The organism is Pseudomonas sp. rhizo66, from assembly GCF_031931925.1.
In the GTDB taxonomy this organism is placed as follows: domain Bacteria; phylum Pseudomonadota; class Gammaproteobacteria; order Pseudomonadales; family Pseudomonadaceae; genus Aquipseudomonas.
In genome coordinates this window covers 385,168-403,330 of sequence record NZ_JAUJWZ010000001.1, presented here as the reverse complement: position 1 = coordinate 403,330, position 18,163 = coordinate 385,168, and the positions used below count along the sequence as shown (strand labels likewise).

At 61.4% G+C, this 18,163-nt stretch carries 16 protein-coding genes; 14 read left to right on the top strand and 2 right to left on the bottom strand.

Translation table 11 applies throughout. The features are described 5' to 3' along the window. Nucleotides 1-10: 10 nt before the first annotated feature. On the bottom strand, nucleotides 11-1,255 hold the full coding sequence (locus QZR14_RS01595; RefSeq protein WP_311995709.1) for an MFS transporter: 1,245 nt from the start codon (nucleotides 1,253-1,255) through the stop codon (nucleotides 11-13). Nucleotides 1,256-1,484: 229 nt separating this feature from the next. On the opposite strand from QZR14_RS01595, the gene QZR14_RS01590 reads away from it, so the two are divergent. From QZR14_RS01590 to QZR14_RS01540, 11 genes are all read left to right on the top strand, one after another. Beyond that, a complete protein-coding gene (locus tag QZR14_RS01590; protein WP_250605148.1) occupies nucleotides 1,485-2,417 on the top strand; it encodes an AraC family transcriptional regulator in 933 nt (310 codons plus the stop codon). A 77-nt stretch (nucleotides 2,418-2,494) separates the two neighbouring features. Then, a complete protein-coding gene (locus tag QZR14_RS01585) occupies nucleotides 2,495-2,950 on the top strand; it encodes a (2Fe-2S)-binding protein (RefSeq protein WP_311995707.1) in 456 nt (151 codons plus the stop codon). Next, on the top strand, nucleotides 2,950-5,202 hold the full coding sequence (locus tag QZR14_RS01580) for a xanthine dehydrogenase family protein molybdopterin-binding subunit (RefSeq protein WP_311995706.1): 2,253 nt from the start codon (nucleotides 2,950-2,952) through the stop codon (nucleotides 5,200-5,202). Before QZR14_RS01585 ends, QZR14_RS01580 begins: the two co-directional genes overlap by 1 nt. Before the next feature lie 17 nt (nucleotides 5,203-5,219). After that, on the top strand, nucleotides 5,220-6,572 hold the full coding sequence (locus tag QZR14_RS01575; protein ID WP_311995705.1) for a c-type cytochrome: 1,353 nt from the start codon (nucleotides 5,220-5,222) through the stop codon (nucleotides 6,570-6,572). Between the two features lie 12 nt (nucleotides 6,573-6,584). Continuing rightward, a complete protein-coding gene (locus QZR14_RS01570; protein WP_311995704.1) occupies nucleotides 6,585-7,589 on the top strand; it encodes an XdhC family protein in 1,005 nt (334 codons plus the stop codon). Nucleotides 7,590-7,756: 167 nt separating this feature from the next. Further along, on the top strand, nucleotides 7,757-8,569 hold the full coding sequence (locus tag QZR14_RS01565) for a DUF1206 domain-containing protein (RefSeq protein ID WP_311995703.1): 813 nt from the start codon (nucleotides 7,757-7,759) through the stop codon (nucleotides 8,567-8,569). A 102-nt stretch (nucleotides 8,570-8,671) separates the two neighbouring features. After that, nucleotides 8,672-9,574: a bestrophin family protein gene (locus QZR14_RS01560; protein WP_311995702.1), complete on the top strand. Its 903-nt coding sequence runs from the start codon at nucleotides 8,672-8,674 to the stop codon at nucleotides 9,572-9,574. Nucleotides 9,575-9,880: 306 nt separating this feature from the next. Then, nucleotides 9,881-10,438: a GTP cyclohydrolase I FolE gene (folE, locus tag QZR14_RS01555; RefSeq protein WP_123468712.1), complete on the top strand. Its 558-nt coding sequence runs from the start codon at nucleotides 9,881-9,883 to the stop codon at nucleotides 10,436-10,438. A gap of 78 nt (nucleotides 10,439-10,516) precedes the next feature. After that, nucleotides 10,517-11,059: a DUF3833 domain-containing protein gene (locus QZR14_RS01550; protein WP_250605155.1), complete on the top strand. Its 543-nt coding sequence runs from the start codon at nucleotides 10,517-10,519 to the stop codon at nucleotides 11,057-11,059. Continuing rightward, on the top strand, nucleotides 11,056-11,766 hold the full coding sequence (locus tag QZR14_RS01545) for an SDR family NAD(P)-dependent oxidoreductase (protein ID WP_311995701.1): 711 nt from the start codon (nucleotides 11,056-11,058) through the stop codon (nucleotides 11,764-11,766). The genes QZR14_RS01550 and QZR14_RS01545 overlap by 4 nt, the downstream gene beginning before the upstream one ends. A gap of 14 nt (nucleotides 11,767-11,780) precedes the next feature. After that, nucleotides 11,781-12,086 (top strand): DUF6482 family protein, encoded by a 306-nt coding sequence (locus QZR14_RS01540; protein WP_250605157.1) that lies wholly within the window; start codon nucleotides 11,781-11,783, stop codon nucleotides 12,084-12,086. A 22-nt stretch (nucleotides 12,087-12,108) separates the two neighbouring features. On the opposite strand, the gene QZR14_RS01535 is transcribed toward QZR14_RS01540, so the two are convergent. Then, nucleotides 12,109-13,077 carry an NAD-dependent epimerase/dehydratase family protein gene (locus QZR14_RS01535; RefSeq protein WP_311995700.1) on the bottom strand — a complete coding sequence of 323 codons (969 nt, stop codon included), beginning with the start codon at nucleotides 13,075-13,077 and terminating at the stop codon, nucleotides 12,109-12,111. Between the two features lie 92 nt (nucleotides 13,078-13,169). On the opposite strand from QZR14_RS01535, the gene QZR14_RS01530 reads away from it, so the two are divergent. The 3 genes from QZR14_RS01530 to QZR14_RS01520 all read left to right on the top strand — a co-directional run bounded on the left by QZR14_RS01530 (nucleotide 13,170) and on the right by QZR14_RS01520 (nucleotide 18,109). Further along, nucleotides 13,170-14,057: a LysR family transcriptional regulator gene (locus QZR14_RS01530; RefSeq protein ID WP_311995699.1), complete on the top strand. Its 888-nt coding sequence runs from the start codon at nucleotides 13,170-13,172 to the stop codon at nucleotides 14,055-14,057. Nucleotides 14,058-14,320: 263 nt separating this feature from the next. Beyond that, nucleotides 14,321-16,726, top strand: coding sequence for a glucose/quinate/shikimate family membrane-bound PQQ-dependent dehydrogenase (locus tag QZR14_RS01525; protein WP_311995698.1), 2,406 nt, complete (start codon nucleotides 14,321-14,323; stop codon nucleotides 16,724-16,726). Between the two features lie 84 nt (nucleotides 16,727-16,810). Then, a complete protein-coding gene (locus tag QZR14_RS01520; protein ID WP_250605161.1) occupies nucleotides 16,811-18,109 on the top strand; it encodes a carbohydrate porin in 1,299 nt (432 codons plus the stop codon). Nucleotides 18,110-18,163 lie beyond the last annotated feature (54 nt).

Below are 18,163 nucleotides of genomic sequence, written 5' to 3'. Positions count from 1 at the left end.
TCCTGCTTGATCAGACAAATCGGGACTCAGCTTCGCCGGAAACAGCGTCCGAATGGGCTGCCGGTTCGACAATATGAACTTCCGTGGCATTGCGCCCCGCCAACCAGGCAAGCACAGAAGCGGCGACCAACACTGCGGCGCTAAGCTCGAACGTAGCTTTGTAACCGCTCAGATCAAAAGCCAGACCGCCAACGATTGCGCCGCCGGCGATCGCCAGTTGGACAATGGCCACGAGCAAGCCGCCTCCGGCTTCCGCATCATCCGGCAGCGTTTGCGCCAGCCATGTCCACCAGCCGACCGGCGCAGCGGTGGCCACCAGTCCCCAGAGGCCGAGCAACACGGCGGTCAGCACCGGTGAATGGCCGATGCTGACCAACGCCAGCGCGATGGCCGCCATGATCAGCGGGATGACGGTCAAGGTTCGATAGAGGCCGCGCCCCATAAACCGTTCGATCAAAAAGGTGCCGATAAAACCGGCCAGTCCCAGCCCCAGCAGCATCAAGGACAACGTTGAGACGCTGACGCCGGTCACGCCCTCAAGAAAGGGACGCAGGTAAGTGAACAGCATGAACTGGCCCATGAAAAACACGCTGACGGCGACCATGCCCAAGGCCACTGGCAATTGCTTCATCAGCCGCAGCACGTTGCCGCTACTAGCCTGGCGCTCGCCCTTGAAAGAAGGAAGGCTTATCAGCAGCCACACGGCAGCCAGCACCGCCACCGGAACCACACAGAAGAATGCTCCACGCCAGCCGATCAGCGAGCCGAGAAAGCTGCCCGCCGGAGCGGCGATGACCGTCGCCAGCGCATTACCGCCATTGACGATGGCCAGCGCTCGCGAAACCTGTTCTGGCTTCACCAGACGCATGGCGGTCGCCGCCGAGAGTGACCAGAAACCGCCGATCGCTATCCCGATCAACGCACGTCCGAACATGAATGACGGGTAACCCGGCGCGACCGCGACGATCGTACCGGAGACGATCATTAGCAAGGTCAGGCTCAGCAGCAACGTCTTGCGTTCGATGCGCGCGGCGACCGAGGCAATCAGCAGGCTGGTGATCAAGGCAAAGGCACCGGACACGGAAATCCCCTGCCCGGCCTGGCCTTCGGTGATGTGCAGGTCGGCCGCAATCGGCGTCAGCAGACTGACGGGCATGAATTCTGAAGCGACCAGGGCGAATGCGGCCAGCGACATCGCCAGCACGGCGCTCCAGCCACCTGTTCTTGTAGAAGGATCTGTAGAAGGAAACGTCATGGGAACTACCTGTGGTGCGAAAAACCTGTGGATGTGATGCGCAGGGGCACGCAGCTTGAAGCCCATTCGGGCGCTGCCCCTGTAACAGATAGACACATTCTCCCGGTCAATCCGGCCCTTCCCTAGTGCATTCCTCTTGAATGCTTGCCTGATCCTCTGGCGATGCAGGGTGATGGATAGGAAACGTCTCGTGCGCGGATTAGAGTTCGGTCAACAGGAGTGACCCGACATGATCCCTACCCCCCTGCCCCAGGCATCGCCTTTGGCGTTGAACATCGACCCGCGCGTGAGCGCACCGGGCGACTTCGCCACGGCCATACCCGGCTTGTCGCTGTTTCGTCGCGACCAACCAGCACCGCCCGTGGTGTGCATGATCGAACCGAGCCTGATTCTCGTGGGCCGCGGCGAAAAGCGCTTGTGGGTCGGTGGTGAAGGCTACAGCTACGACCCGTCACGGTTTCTGGTGACGTCGCTGGACTTGCCCGCCAACTCCGAAGTGATGCTCGCCAGCCCCGAACAGCCCTGTGTCGGGCTGGTGCTGAAACTGGATGTCAGCATGCTCGCCGAAGTCATCACCAAGAGCGGCCTGCCGGCCAAGCGCCAGCCAGCAACGGGCACGGGCGCCGCGATTGGCAGCCTGTCGTCTGCGCTGGAGGGCGCGCTCGATCGCCTGCTGGCATTGCTCGATGAACCCGAGGCAATCCCGGTGCTGGCGCCGCTGATTTTGCGCGAAATCCACTATCGGTTGCTGCATACCGACCAAGGCGCACGGCTGCGACAGATCACGGCCGTCGATGGTCAGGGTTATCGCATCGCCAAGGCCATTGACTGGCTCAAGGTCAACTACAGCGATGCCCTGCGCATCGACGATCTGGCCGCCCGGGTACAGATGAGCGCGCCAACCTTTCACCATCATTTCCGCCAACTCACTGGCATGAGCCCGCTGCAGTACCAGAAATGGCTGCGGCTCAACGAGGCACGCCGACTGATGCTGGTAGAACGCCTGGACGTTTCGCGGGCGGCGTTTGCGGTCGGCTATGAAAGCCCTTCGCAGTTCAGCCGCGAATACGGCCGGCTGTTCGGCACTGCGCCGAGTCGTGACATCGCCCTCCTGCGCGGGCAGCCATACGAGGCAGAAGCGCTCGGCACAGTCGCGAACTAAACGAAACCCGGTGATGCGCCTCGCCGCGCGTCACCGCTGATAACAATGCACGTCAACCGATGATCAGCGGGTGAATCATGGAACTACGAATCAACCAGAAGACCTATCAGGTCGATGCCGACGCCGATACACCCTTGTTGTGGGTGATCCGCGATGATCTGGGCATGACCGGGACCAAGTACGGCTGCGGACTGGCGCAATGCGGCGCCTGTTCGGTGCTGGTGGACGGCAATGTCGTGCGCTCGTGCGTCACGCCGGTGGCAGGTGTGGTCGGCCGCGAGGTGACCACGATTGAGGCCATCGAAAACGATGACGTGGGCAAACAGGTGGTCGCGACCTGGGTCGACCTGCAGGTCGCTCAGTGTGGCTACTGCCAGTCCGGGCAAGTGATGGCCGCCACCGCGCTGCTCAAACAGAACCCTAAACCGAGTGATGCGCAAATCGAGGCGGCGATGGTCAACCTGTGCCGCTGCGGGACTTACAACGCCATTCATGCCGCCGTGCATGAACTGGCCGGCAAGGGAGACGCGTGATGAACGTTCGAATCGACCCTTCACTGCAAGCCTCGGCACTGAATCTGCACGAACCGATCAATGTTTCGCGCAGGCGTTTTCTGACCGGCACTGCCGTCGGCGCACTGGTCCTCGGCTTCGGCCTGCCGCTCGGTGCGACGCGCGTGCAAGCGGCAGCGGCGGCAACGACCGCCGAGCGCGGCACGCAGGTGCCGGCGTTTCTCGAAATCCGTCCGGACAACCGCGTGCGTCTGCTCTGCCCGTTCATGGAGGGCGGACAAGGTACGTTTACGGCGATGGCGCAGATTGTCGGCGAAGAGCTAGATGCTGATCCGTCGACCTTTCTGGTCGAGGCCGCCCCGCCCGGCGAAGCCTATGTGGTGTTGGAAAACGGCATGCGCATCACCGGCGGCAGCATGTCGGTGCGTATGAGTTACCCGGTGATGCGCCGCCTCGGCGCCCTTGCCCGCGCCATGCTGTTGCAGGCGGGCGCGCAGCAACTTGGCGTGCCGGTGAGCGAGTTGAGCACTGAGCCTGGCAAAGTCGTGCATGCCAAGTCGGGCCGCTCGCTGGCCTACGGTGAACTGGCCGAGCGTGCGATGGATCTGCCGGTTCCCGATCCGGCCTCCGTGAAACTGCGGGATCCGAGCCAGTTCCGCTGGATCGGCAAACCGGTGAAGCGCCTTGATGCCTACGACAAGTCCACGGGTAAAGCGCTGTACAGCATTGATCTGAAGGTCGACGACATGCTCCATGCCGCCGTGCAACATGCGCCGCGCCTGGGCATGACCGTGGGCAACCTGCGCAACGAAGACCAGGTCAAGGCCATGAAAGGCGTGCACTCCGTGCATCGTCTGCCGGGCGCCGTGGCGGTGGTCGCCGAGCGCTGGTGGCACGCCAAACGTGCGGTCGAGGCGATCCAGGTCGACTGGCAAGAACCCACGGCCGAGAGCAAAGTGCGGCCGATGCCCGCCGATTTTTCCAGCGATGCCTGGTTCAAACGCCTCGCTGAAGATAAAGGCCCGGCCAAGGATGATGAACATGAAGGTGACGTGGCTTCGATCCTCAAGGATTCCAAGACGCGGATCGACGCCACTTACCACAACCAATACCTGAACCACGGCCAACTGGAGCCGCCGTCAGCATTGGCCCGATTCAATCCGGACGGTTCGCTGGAGGTCTGGCTGCCGAATCAGGCACCGGACATGTTCCGCGCCGACATCGCCAAGCGCACTGGGCTGGATCCGTCGCGCATCACCTTGCATTCGCCGCTGCTGGGTGGCTTCTTCGGCCGGCATTTTCTCTACGACTCGGCCAGTCCCTATCCGCAGGCGATCGCGCTGGCGAAAGCGGTGGGCCGTCCGGTCAAGCTGATCTGGAGTCGCGAAGAAGAGTTCCTGCGTGACGTGCTCCGTCCGGTTGCTGCGGTGAATTTCCGCGCTGCGCTGGACAGCGACGGCTGGCCGCTGGCAATCGAGGCGATCAGTGCCACCGAAGGCCCGACCGAAGCCCTCGCCGGCAAGCAGGGTGAGAAGCTCGATCCGACGGCGCTTGAAGGGTTGTCGGGCAAGTCCTACGCAATCGCCAACAAACGCATCGCGCAGATCTACGTCAAAGGCCCGGCGATGCTCGGTTACTGGCGTTCGGTGGGCAACTCGCTCAACGACTTCTTCTATGAATCGTTCCTTGATGAGCTGGCCGACAAGGGCGGCAAAGACCCGTTCGACCTGCGTCTGCATTTGCTGCGTGACAACAAACGGCTGACGACATTGCTGCAAGCGGTAGGTGAACTGTCGGGTGGCTGGAAGCGCGGCCCTTTTACCGCCGAGGACGGCAGCAAACGTGCGCGCGGCGTGGCCATGGCTTCGCCGTTCGGTACGGAGACAGCGGTGATCGCCGAAGTGTCCATCGAGAACGGTCAGGTCAAGGTGCACGACATCTGGCAAGCGATTGACCCGGGCAGCATCGTCAACCCGGCGATTGTCGAAGCGCAGGTCAACGGCGCCGTGGCGCTGGGACTGTCGCAAACCTTGGTCGAAGAAGCCGTGTGGGTGGATGGCAAACCCCGGGCGCGCAACTACGACTTGTACCCGATCCTGCCGCCTGCGCGGATGGCACGGGTGCATGTGCGTGTGGTCGAGAGCGGGGAAAAAATGGGTGGCATCGGTGAACCGCCATTGCCTGCGGTCGCGCCCGCCATCGCTAACGCGGTGGCGACGCTAACCGGTCAGCGGGTGCGCAGCCTGCCCATGAGCCGACACACCTTCACTTGATCAGCGCCGGAGCGTCCATGAATAACAGCCGATTCGCAAGAACCGCTGGCTGGCTGGCAGTGCCGTGCCTGGTCGCGGCAGGCCTGCTGGCCTGGTATGTCACCCGCGAGCCCGTCTCGCGCCTGGAAAACCATCAGATCGCCGTGGCCGACATCAACCCGGCGCTGGTCACCCGTGGCGAATACGTCGCCCGGCTCAGCGATTGCGTCGCCTGCCACAGCGTGCCAGGCGGCGCGCCGTTCGCTGGCGGCCTGGAAATGGCCACACCGCTGGGCACGATCCACGCGACCAATATCACCCCGGACACGGAAACCGGCATCGGCCGCTACAGCCTCGCGGACTTCGACCGAGCGGTGCGTCACGGCGTGGCGCCCGACAGTCGCCGTCTGTATCCGGCGATGCCCTACCCGTCCTACGCCAAGCTCAGTGATGACGATGTGCGGGCGCTGTATGCGTTCTTCATGAAAGGCGTGGCGCCGGTCAAGCAGGCGAATATTCCGGGTTCGATTCCGTTTCCGCTGAACCTGCGCTGGCCGATTGCACTGTGGAATGGCTTGTTTGTCGACGCCGAGCCCTATGCCGCCAAACCGTCGCAGGATGAACAGTGGAACCGTGGCGCGTACCTCGTTCAGGGCGCCGGGCATTGTGGCAGTTGCCACACGCCGCGCGGCCTGGCGTTCAACGAGAAGGCACTGGATGAGGCCGGTAAGCCGTACCTCGCCGGCGCGTTGCTCGATGGCTGGTACGCACCGAGCCTGCGTGATGATCACAACACCGGGCTGGGCCGCTGGAGCGAGGCGCAGATCGTGCAGTTCCTCAAGACCGGTCGCAATCAACACGCGGTGGTCTATGGCTCGATGACCGAGGCGTTCAACAACTCCACGCAGTTCATGAGCGATGAGGATCTGACCGCGATTGCCCACTATCTGAAGTCGCTTCCCGGGGATCGCGAACGGGATGGCGCGCCTTGGCAGTATCAAGCGGTATCCGCAGCGGAACGTCTGGACTCGCCCGGTGCTCATACCTACGTCACGCGCTGTGCTTCGTGCCACGGTCTGGACGGCAAGGGCCAGTCCGAATGGATGCCGCCGCTGGCCGGCGCGACCTCGGCATTGGCCAAGGAAAGCGCCTCGGCGATCAACATCACCCTCAACGGTTCGCAACGTGTGGTGGCGGCCGGTGTGCCGGATGCCTATCGCATGCCGGCCTTCCGTGAGCAGTTGTCGGATCAGCAGATCGCCGACGTGCTGACCTTCATGCGCAGCACTTGGGGCAATCAGGGCGGTGCGGTGGATGCGCAGACGGTGGGCAAGTTGCGTGAACACACTGATCCGGCCAGCAGCAGCCCGATCATTTTGCAGATGCGCTAAGAGGATATTTTGATGGAAAGCATCGACTTGCTGGTCCTGCGCACGGCGCGGGACTGGCTTGCCGCTGGCGAGCGTGTGTTGCTCGCCACGGTGGCGCGCACCTGGGGTTCATCACCACGGCCGACGGGTTCGATGATGGCTTTGCGTGACGACGGTCGCGTGGTGGGCAGCGTGTCCGGCGGCTGCATCGAAGACGATCTGATCCATCGCTACACCACGGCCCATGGCGGCCCCGCTTTTAGCGACGGCGCACCGCAAGTGGTGCGCTATGGCGTCAGCGCCGATGAGGCGCATCGCTTCGGCTTGCCGTGCGGTGGCACGCTTGAGCTGATCCTTGAGTTCAACCCGGCGTGGCAGTCACTTGATGAACTGCTGACGCAACTGGACGCCGGGCAACTGGTTCGTCGTCGCCTGACGCTGGAGTCCGGTCGGGTCATGCTTGAACCGACCGCGACGCCGGAACAGTTCAACTTCGACGGCGCGCAGATGCTCAACACCTTGGGGCCGGGCTATCGAATGCTGATGATCGGTGCCGGTGCGCTGGCCGAGTATCTGGCGACCATGGCCTTGTTCAACGGTTTCAGGGTGGCGGTGTGCGATCCGCGTCCCGAGTACATCGAGACCTGGGCGGTGGATGGCGTGGAGCGCATCGTCGGCATGCCGGACGACGTGGTCCGCGACTTCGCGGTGGATCTGCGCACCTGCATCGTCGCTTTGAGCCATGACCCCAAACTTGACGATCTGGCCTTGCTCCAAGCGCTGCACAGCCCGGCGTTCTACATCGGCGCCATCGGCTCGCGGCGCAACAGCCAGCTGCGCCGCGAACGCCTGATCGAACATTTTGGTGAAACCGAGGCGTCGCTTGAGCGCCTGCACGGGCCGATCGGCCTGTACATTGGCAGCAAGACGCCTGCGGAAATCGCCGTTAGCGTGATGGCGGAGATACTTGCGGTGAAGAATGGCGCCAATCTGCCGAAAGCGTTTTCAATTGCCAGGGGCAAGGCGCTCGTGGAGTGAGCTGTGCTTCTACTCTGCGTCGGCGTTATCGGCCGGCAACGAAGCGACGTGGTGTTGAACAGCCTCGGCGCCGATGTCCTGGAGAAGACACGGCGTTCTTCGACAGGTCATAGAACCCCTCCCGGCAAGAAGGGTCTGCTCTCTTATAACCTCTCAGGAATACCCCCATGTCCGCGCAACGCAACCTCGTCCTCCTCGCTCGGGGAGGCTACGCCGCCCGAGGAATGCTGTATCTGATCATCGGTATCTTTGCGTTGCTGGCAGCCCAGGATTCGACTAAACCGAAGGACAGCCACAAGAGTCTGGAAGCCTTGCTGGGCCAGCCTTTCGGCTATTTTCTGGTTGGACTTGTCGTAGCGGGGCTGCTCGCATTTGCCGCGTGGCGTGTCCTGCAGGCCGCGCGTGATGTTGATCATCACGGCACAAAACTCAAAGGTCTGGTGATCCGCACAGGGCTGTTTGTGGGAGGTCTGGTCAACGGTGCACTGGCGTTCTTTGCATTGGGCCTGCTCATCAGCGGGATTAAAAGCTCGGGCAATTCCGCAGGACAAACCAAAGACTGGCTGGCGTATCTTTTGTCCTGGGAACACTCGAACTGGCTGGTGTACCTGATTGCCCTCGTTCCGCTCGGTGTAGGGATTGCTCACCTCATCAAGGGCTGGAAAGCCTCGTTCGAGAAGTATTTCGAGGCTGACGAAGAGGTCATGCGCTACGTCCGCCCGGTCTCGCGGTTTGGTCTGATCGCGCGTGGCGTGGTGTTTATCGAGATTGCATTGCTGCTGGCAATCAGCGGTTCCACCTATCAGGCCATGGATCCTCCCGGTATGAAGGAAGCACTCGATGCGCTGCAGAATCTGCCAGCCGGCTGGCTGATTTTGATGGTGATGGCGTTGGGACTGATTGCCTTCTCGGTCTACAGTCTGTCGTTAGCTTTCTGGCGCAAGATCAACATGGATGTGCCGGGCGTGGCGAGAACGTAGGGTGTAAATGACGGGGTCAAGTACGACGGCCCGAACCTTTGCAGCGAAAACACCGTCCGAGCTAAAGCGTTATCGCTTACCGCTCACCTCAAGGTTTTCCGTTTGAAAGCTGCCATCGTCAGAAAATACCGTTTGATCATCAAGACTCTGGGCTATGTCGGCTGGGCGTTGTTCTGGCTGCTGCTCTGGGACATCGCCGTCACCGTCGACTTCATGCTGTTCCTCAACGCTAAGCTGAATCTGCCATTGATGCCCCTGACTTTGTTGGGTTCGGCGTTGATCGTGCTGATCAGTTTCCGCAACAGCAGCGCTTACAACCGCTGGTGGGAAGCGCGGACGCTGTGGGGTTCGATGATCAACAACTCACGCAGCTTCGCCCGGCAGGTGCTGACGCTGCTGGATGACGCCGACAGCGACGTCAATCCGGTGAAGTCGACCCTTCTGCGTCGTCACGTCGCCTATGTGAACTGTCTGGCGGCCCATCTGCAAGGCCAGCCTTGTCCCGAGGAAGTGCGAGCGTTCATTCCCGCCGATGAGTTCGCCCGCAGTGGCACCACCAATAACTTTGCCAACGATATCCTCACCGGCTCGGCGACGTTGCTCGCACGGGAATACAAGGCCGGGCGCCTGGACAGCATTCGCCTGGCGCGGCTGGAATCGACTCTGGTGGACTTGTCCAACAGCCAGGGCGGCATGGAGCGGATTGCAAATACGCCGCTGCCTTACCCTTATGTGTATTTTCCGCGGCTGTTTATTTCGCTGTTCTGCCTGATTGTGCCGGTCGGTCTGGTGGAGTCCTTGGGCTGGTTCACGCCGCTGGCCTCGACCGTCGTCGGTTTTATGCTGCTGGCCATCGAACGCATCGGCACGGATCTGCAAAGTCCGTTTCGCCACAGCGAACACCAGATTCAAATGGAAGCGCTGTGCGAAACCATCGAGAAGAACCTGCAGTCGATGCAGCGTGATTCCTTGGGTGACGTGCGCAGGCTTGAAGAGAACGCTTGAGATGCCGGAATCGGCAATCTGACGGCTCCGGAATCGATCAGGACGCTTGCCCACCATCGTCGTAGTTTCCCACCGCGCTTGCGCTTGTCCCGGAGCGCTCGCGGTCCCCTCTCTGTCCTCCACCCGTCGCGCGACCTCACATTTTGCGATGTGAGGTTTTCGCATCTGCATAAAAAAGATTGCCGACTCATTGTCAGGTGATTTTTTTCAGCCTATCTTCAATAAAACCTATACAAAGCACTTCATTGCGTACAACTCTTTCGCTATGGATTGGCTTCACGCACAGCATCACCGCGAGCACCTTGAATGAACCCATTATTAGCCAGTCATTACCGTGAAATTCTCGTCGGCGTCGGTGAAAACCCCGAGCGCGAGGGTCTGTTGGACACGCCCAAGCGCGCCGCCAAAGCGATGCAGTATCTGTGCAATGGCTACACGATGAGCCTGGAAGACGTCACCAACGGTGCCCTGTTCGAATCGCAGAGCGATGAAATGGTGATCGTCAGCGACATTGAGCTGTATTCCCTCTGCGAGCACCACATGCTGCCCTTTATCGGCAAGGCGCATGTGGCGTACATCCCCACCGGCAGGGTGCTGGGGCTGTCGAAGGTCGCGCGGGTGGTGGACATGTTCGCCCGTCGCCTGCAGATCCAGGAAAACCTCACCCGGCAGATTGCCGAGGCCATCCAGCAGATCACCGATGCCGCCGGAGTGGCGGTGGTCATTGAAGCCAGGCACATGTGCATGATGATGCGCGGCGTAGAGAAGCAGAATTCGGTCATGACCTCCTCCGTGATGCTGGGCGCCTTCCGTGACAGCTCGACGACGCGGCAAGAGTTTCTGCAACTGATCGGACGCCGATAAAGCTATACAGCACCTATTCACTGTACAAGCCAATAACTGGACATTTCACATCACCTGTGTGCTTCAGGGAGTAAGGCCATGACCCGATTTCTGCTGTTACTGGCACTGGTACTCAGCATCGCAAGCTGCGGCAGTGTCGATGTCGCTCGTTATGCCGATCAGCAACCGGCCCTCGACCTGCAGCGCTTTTTCAGCCAGCCCGTCAAAGCCTGGGGGATGTTTCAGAAGCGCAGCGGTGAGGTGGTCAAGCGTTTCGAGGTCGACATCGTCAGCCGGCGTGAGGGCAACAATCTGATTCTCGACGAGCGCTTCCTGTACAGCGATGGCACCCGCCAGCGCCGCGTCTGGACCCTCACGCCCGAAGGCCAGGGCCGCTGGAGCGGTCGCGCGGCTGACGTGGTGGGTGTCGCCGAGGGTCAGGTCGCTGGCAACGCATTGCACTGGCGTTATCGCCTGAACCTGCCGGTCGACGACTCGACCTACGAAATGAGCATGGACGACTGGATGTACTTGATGGACGAGGACACGCTGATCAACCGCACCAGCATGTCCAAATTCGGGGTAGAGGTTGGCCAGGTGACGTTGTTCTTCCGTCGCCAGGCTGCCGGAGTCAACGAATGAACCGCGCATTGACCCTGGCCTCGCTCGGCGACGGTTATCGCGCGCTGGTGATCGGCGCCAGTGGCGCCCTCGGCACAGCCTTTTGCGAACTGTTGAAACAGGATCCGCGCTGTGCCGGGGTGCGCGCGCTGGGGCGCCGTACCCTCCCCGAGCTGGATCTTGAGCGGCCAGAAACCATAGCCAGCGCCGCCGCCGAACTGGCGAGCGAAACGCCGTATCAACTGATCATCCACGCGGCCGGGCTGCTCCATCGTGAGGGGATCAAGCCGGAAAAAAGCTTCAACGCGATCGAACCGGAAGCGCTGCAAGCCGTGTTTCAAGTAAACACGATGGGGCCGGCATTGGTGTTGCGTCATTTTCTGCCGCTGCTCGACCCTCGGGGGGCGATGGCAATGCTGTCGGCCAAGGTCGGGAGCATCGGCGACAACCGTTTGGGTGGCTGGTACACCTATCGCGCCTCCAAGGCTGCGCTGAACATGCTGATCAAGACCGCCGCCATCGAACTGGCACGCACGCGCCCGCAGAGCCGCTTGCTCAGTCTGCACCCGGGCACGGTGGTGTCGGGCTTGTCGCAACCTTTTCGCGGCGCCTCCAGGGCCCGTCCGGCAGACGTTGCCGCCGACCAGTTACTGACCTTGATTGACCAGTTGACGCCGGCCGACAGCGGCCATTTCTTTGCCTACGATGGAGAACGCCTACCCTGGTAGGCAAGGAGTGAAGCATGAACCTGCAAACCCTTACCGAACGTGCGGCCAACAGCGAAATACGCGAACTGGAACTGCTGTCGCTCGAAGGTGGTTTTTATCTGGCGCGGATCCGCCTGGATCACGGCCAGTTCACCCTGCTGGATGATGCGGCCAAGCCGATGCACCTGCGCTCGATCACCCACCTGCGTGACTTGCTGCAGACCGTACCGGCGTTTCCGTGCGTGCTGGTGCAGCAATGCGTTCACGATGAAATGTGCGGCCGCGACACAGGCCCGGTCGAAGAGCTGCGCATTCCGTTTTCGCTCACCACGCCTGCATGAGTCGGACCAGGCCCGGCTTCATTCAATCCAGGCAACCCAGACCTGCCAGCGTTACTTCGACAGCCTCATCCAGCGGCGTGTGCGGCTCACGTCCCAATGTCGCCTGCAAGCGCGCGCCGCTCAAACGCACCGGCTCGTTCCACAGGTAGCGCATCTCCTGCATTTCGCGAAAGGTTTCGACAACCGGTGACAGCACGCTGATCAACCACCACGGGAAGGCTTTGATCTTCGGTGCCTTGCCGCTGTGTTTTGCGACAACGCGGCGGATGGCTTCGGCCATTTGCCGACCGTCCTCATCCCAATGACCCGCCATATGAAAGGTTGCAAAGGGATCAAGGGTCTGGCGACGCTCCAGCAGTTGCACCATGGTGTTGGCGACATCGGGTAAATAGGCCCACTGGTTGCCGATGCCCTTGGCGCTTGGCAGGAGCACGCGGGCCACCGCCCTGCCCGGTTTGATCAAGCCTTGGGAAAACCAGTTATTGCCCGGTACCGGCCCGAAAAAATTGCCGGCGCGCACAATGATCACGCGGCAGCCTTGAGTGCTGGCGTCGCGCAGTCGTCGCTCAAGTTCCACTCGCAAGGCGCCTTTGCGGGTCAAAGGTTGTTGGGGCGAATCCTCGTGCAGCAGTGGAAAGGCATCCGGCCCGTAGTTGTAAACGGTGCCCGGCAGGACAATCGTCGCGCCTTGGGCAATGGCGGCGGCGATGGTGTTGTCGAGCATGGGCAACACCTGCTGGTCCCAGCCACGATACCCCGGCGGATTGACCGCATGGACGATGGCCGAGCATCCCTGCGCAGCGGCCATGACCTGCTGACGATTCATCGCGTCACCGTCGAACCAAGTGATGCCTTCCGCCCCTTGATTTTGCGGGCGGCCACCGCGACGCAATGCACATACTTCCCAACCGGATTCGCGCAACTGGCGCGCCACCTCACCGCCAATGCCACCGGTTGCACCCAGAACCAAAACGCGCCGACTTGTGATCATGTTACCGCCCTCTCGATGGAATGAGAGAAGTCTGAAGGCGCTCGTCACTCAATGAAATTGCCTGATTTCGGCGACCCGCTATACATTTATGCATGGACAATAACATTAGCTGGGAACTGTACCGCTCCTACCTGAGCGTGCTGCAGGAAGGATCATTGTCGGCCGCCGCGCGGGCACTGGGTGTTGCCCAGCCCACGGTCGGGCGCCACATCGATACGCTTGAGCAGCAACTGGGCGTGAGCCTGTTTACTCGCTCACAACAAGGCCTGTTGGCGACAGAAGCCGCGCTGGCACTCAAGCCTTTCGCCGAAGCCATGCGCGCCAATGCCGCTGCACTGTTGCGCGCCGCCGAGGCGCAAGGGAGCGCGGTCAGAGGAACGGTGCGCATCAGCACCAGCGAGGTGGTCGGCGCGGAAGTGCTGCCCCCGATGATTGCCGGACTGCAAAGCCGCTACCCGGAACTGAGGGTGGAGCTGGTGCTGACCAATCGCGTGCAAGACCTGTTGCATCGTGAGGCCGATATCGCCGTGCGCATGGTCGCCCCGGAACAGGGTTCGCTCATTGCCCGACGGATCGGCGACATCGAACTGGGCCTGCATGCCCACCGCCGCTACCTCGATGCGTGCGGCACACCGCAGTCACTGGAAGCACTCACCGATCACGCACTGATCGGGTTCGACCAGGAAACGCCCTTTCTGCGCAGCGCCAGGCACTGGTTGCCGCAATGGCGCCGCGAACACTTCACCTTGCGCACTGACAGCGATCTAGCCCAACTGGCGATGATCCGCGCTGGTGTGGGCATCGGCGTGTGCCAGGTGCGAGTGGCACAACGTAATCCCGAACTGGTGCGCGTACTCGCCCAAGCCTTCAAACCCGGACTGACCACCTGGCTGACCATGCACGAAGATTTACGCAGCAGCCCGCGCTGCAGAGTGACCTTCGAAGCCCTGCTCGCAGGGCTTGAGCAATATGTGGGCTAAGCTGGTTTTACTTCCGTGTGTCGGCTGATCTTTAAGGCCAGGCTGAACACAGCACAACGGAAGAGCTGTCATAACCGGCATTTTTTCTGACACAAATTCGTTTTTTGCAGCCATTCAAAAGCTCCGCTGAACCCCATGAGAGTGCCTGTTACGGCTCAGGCGCGTTATCAAAGAACCAACAACGCTTTATTACTGAATTAGTGATTTAACTAGGTAGTTACCTAACTATATAATGCCCTCCTCATTTCAACGGGACATTCAACGTGAAGCAGAGTCAACGCCTCTCGGGCATATCAAAATTCATTCTGGTCGGGCTCGGGGTGATCATCGCCCTGCTCGGCTTGGCGCTCGCTGCTGGCGGCGTGAAGTTGGTCAGCCTGGGAGGGTCTTGGTACTTCCTGGTGGGTGGTCTGGTGATGGCCCTCTCCGGTCTGCTGATCGCCCGATTCAAAACCGCCGGCGCCTGGCTGTTTGCGGCGTTCCTCGTCGGGACCGCCATCTGGGCCGTGAGCGATGCCGGACTGGTGTTCTGGCCGGTGTTCTCGCGCCTGTTCATGTTCAGTGTGATCGGCCTGGTCGTGGCGCTGGTTTATCCGCTACTCAAGCGTGCCAACGGTGGCGTTGCGGGTCGCGGCGCTTACGCTGTGGCTGCTGTGCTGGCGGTCGGCGTTGTTGTGGCGGCCGGCAATATGTTTGTCGCCCATCCAACCGTGGCGGCAACCGGCAATGGCCCGGGCCTGACCCCGGTCGAGCCGGACAAGGCGCAAAAAGACTGGGCGCACTACGGTAACACCGAAGGTGGCAGCCGCTTCGCCGCGCTGGACCAGATCAATCGCACCAACGTCGACAAATTGAAAGTGGCGTGGACCTATCACACCGGCGACGTCGCCGAGAGCGATGGCAACGGCGCCGAAGACCAGCTCACCCCGCTGCAAATCGGCAACAAGGTGTTCATCTGCACCCCGCACAACAACCTGATCGCGCTGGATGCCGACACCGGCAAGGAACTGTGGAAGAACGCAATCAACGCCCAGTCGAAAGTCTGGCAGCGTTGCCGTGGCATGGCCTACTTCGACGCCAGCACTGCCATTGCTCAGCCGGCCAATTCGACAATCATCGAAGCCAAACCGGCGCCGGCCGCCAATTGCCAACGTCGCTTGCTCACCAACACCATTGATGCCCGCCTGATCGCGGTCGATGCGGACACCGGCGAGTTCTGCCAGGGTTTCGGCAACAATGGCCAGGTTGATCTGAAGGCCGGTCTGGGTGATGTCCCGGACAGCTACTATCAGTTGTCCTCGGCGCCGCTGATGGCCGGCACCACTGTGGTGGTTGGCGGTCGTGTGGCTGACAACGTGCAGACCGACATGCCCGGCGGCGTCATCCGTGGTTTCGACGTGATCACCGGCGCCATGCGTTGGGCCTTCGACCCGGGCAACCCGCAGGACAAAAAGGCACCGGCAGACGGCAGCACCTATGTGCGCAGCACGCCGAACAGCTGGGCACCGATGTCCTACGACCCGGCGACCAACACCGTGTTCCTGCCGATGGGCAGCTCGTCTACCGACATCTATGGTGTCGAGCGCAGCAAACTCGATCACACCTACGGCGCTTCGATCCTCGCGCTGGACGCCACCAGCGGTGAAGAGCGTTGGGTGTTCCAGACCGTGCACAACGATCTGTGGGACTTCGACCTGCCGATGCAGCCAAGCCTGATCGACTTCACCAAGGACGGCAAAACCGTACCGGCCGTGGTTATCGGCACCAAGGCCGGGCAGATCTACGTGCTCGACCGTGCCACCGGCAAACCGCTGACCGACGTTAAAGAAGTTCCGGTCAAAGCGGCGAATATCCCGAACGAACCGTACTCGCCAACCCAACCGAAATCGCTGGGCATGCCGCAAATCGGCGCGCAGCACCTGACTGAATCGGACATGTGGGGCGCAACTCCGTACGATCAGCTCCTCTGCCGCATCGACTTCAAAGGCATGCGCTACGACGGTCTGTACACCGCGCCGGGCACCGATAAATCGCTAAGCTTCCCGGGCTCGCTGGGCGGCATGAACTGGGGCAGCATCTCCACTGACCCGGTGCACGGCTTCATCTTCGTCAACGACATGCGCCTGGGCCTGTGGATTCAGATGATCCCGTCGCAGAACAAAGGCCAGGCTGCTGGCGGTGGCGAAGCGTTGAACACCGGCATGGGCGCCGTGCCGCTGAAAGGCACGCCGTACGCCGTAAACAAAAACCGCTTCCTGTCGGTGGCCGGCATTCCGTGCCAGGCGCCACCGTTCGGCACGCTGACCGCAATCGACATGAAGACGCAGAAAGTCGCCTGGCAGGTTCCGGTCGGCACCGTTGAAGACACCGGTCCGCTGGGCATCCGCATGCACCTGCCGATCAAGATCGGTCTGCCAACCCTCGGCGGCACGCTGTCGACCCAAGGTGGTTTGATCTTCATCGCCGGCACCCAGGACTTCTACCTGCGCGCCTTCAACAGCGGCAACGGTGAAGAAGTCTGGAAAGCACGTCTGCCAGTCGGCAGTCAGGGCGGCCCGATGACCTATGTTTCGCCGAAAACCGGCAAGCAATACATCGTCATCACCGCCGGTGGCGCGCGTCAGTCGACCGATCGCGGCGACTACGTGATGGCTTACGCCCTGCCGTAAACCACGCTGTTCACGTAAAGCGCGGCACCTTCGGGTGCCGCGCTGCTTTCCCCTATTGCTCAAGTTTTCAGCAGGAAGATTTACATGCTATCGGCTGTTCGTTTTTCCCGTTCCGACCTGTTCAAAGGCCTGTTGCTGGGCCTGACCTGCACCACCGCCCTCCCCGCGCTGGCCGACAACGATTCCGATCTGTTGACCCGCAGCACCCTCACCGGTGACTGGGGTGGCTTGCGTCACCAGATGGATGAACAAGGCATCAAATTCACCGGCGACTACAGCGGTGAAATGGCATACAACGCCGATGGTGGTTTGCATCGTTCGGCGCGCTACTCGCAGAACATCAAGCTCGGCGTGCAGTTCGACCTGAGCAAACTGTATGGCGTCGACAATGCCGGCAAAGTCCAGTTGACCATCAACGACCGCCGCGGCAACAGCGCTTCGCAAGACCTTGTCGGCAACCGTCTGCCGATCCAGGAAAACTACGGCGGCCTGTACACGCGCCTGACCGAACTGAGTTACGAGCGCAGCCTGTTCACTCCGGCGCTCAATGTGAAACTCGGCTACATGGCCATGGGCAACGACCTCGGCGGCCTCGACAGCGGCATTCTGTGCAACTTCATGAACGCCGGGTTCTGTGGCCATCCGCTGAACATGTCCGGCGGCAGCGGCTGGACCAACTACCCCAACGCCCATTTGGGTGTACGGGTGAAATACGACCTGTCGTCCTCGTGGCAACTGCGCGTGGCCGCGTTCAACGTCGATCCGGAAAGCAACGGCAACTCCAGCCGTGCCTGGCACCTTGGCCCTAAACACACCACCGGCACCGTGGTACCGATCGAGCTGGTGTACAAGCACGCGGGTGAGCTGCCCGGCGAATACAAGCTCGGCTACTACTACGACAGCTCTGACGTAAAACGCATCGGCAGCGACGACGAAGTCTCCGGTCGTGGCGGTCATTACCTGCTGGTCGACCAGGCCGTGTGGCGCTCGCCGACGTCCGAAGGCCGCAGCCTGCATGCCTTTGGCCAATACTCCGCGGCCAGCGAAGCAGCTTCGCCATTCAGCAAGTGGTATGGCACCGGTGTGGTGTTGTACAAACCGTTCGAAGGTCGCCCGCGTGACACCATCGCGCTGGGTTATGGCCGCGCCGTGCCGAACCCGCGTAGCCGTGACGTTTTGCAGGACGCCGCATTGAACAACGGCACGGCGTTCCCGAACCTGGACAGCGCCGAGCAATTGATCGAACTTGGCTACGGTTATCAGGCCACGCCTTGGCTGAGCCTGCGCCCGAATGTGCAGTACATCATCGAGCCGGGCGCGTTTTCCGGGCAGGACATCGACAATGCGCTGGTGTTTGGTTTGCAGGTCAAAGCAGCGCTCTGAGGCCCCGAATGGCAGGCAATAAAAAACCCGGCTCCAATTGCCGGGTTTTTTATT